This window comes from Paraburkholderia sp. SIMBA_030 (assembly GCF_046535245.1).
Classification (GTDB): Bacteria; Pseudomonadota; Gammaproteobacteria; order Burkholderiales; family Burkholderiaceae; genus Paraburkholderia.
This window is the reverse complement of sequence record NZ_JAWRXB010000574.1, coordinates 1-270: the sequence shown is the minus strand read 5'-3', so window position 1 is coordinate 270 and position 270 is coordinate 1. Positions and strand designations below refer to the sequence as shown.

The following is a 270-nucleotide window of genomic DNA, read 5'->3' as shown; positions in this document are numbered from 1 at the left end:
CGACAGTTCGAAGCAGTTCCAGAAAACCACGCCTTTATACGGCAGGGTCTCAGCCGTCAGACCCAGCTCGGCCCATTTCGCGGTACGCGGGATCGGGAACAGCAGGGACGGCGTGTAAGTGGCGATGTATTCGCTGGATTTGCCCAGCGGCGAGTGTTCGGCTGCGGGATGCATGGCGGAAACCTGACTGAAGAATCAGCGGATTCTACCAGCCTTTGCGCCCGCCATTGAGTGCTTACTGACTGACAGTCAACTTGCCGACCATGCCCG

The 270-nt window shown here is 58.9% G+C and carries 1 pseudogene; it reads right to left on the bottom strand.

Annotated elements, in window-relative coordinates:
- A pseudogene (locus SB772_RS41255) lies at nt 1-174 on the bottom strand (NADPH-dependent 7-cyano-7-deazaguanine reductase QueF); the annotation flags it as partial.
- Nucleotides 175-270: the final 96 nt, after the last annotated feature.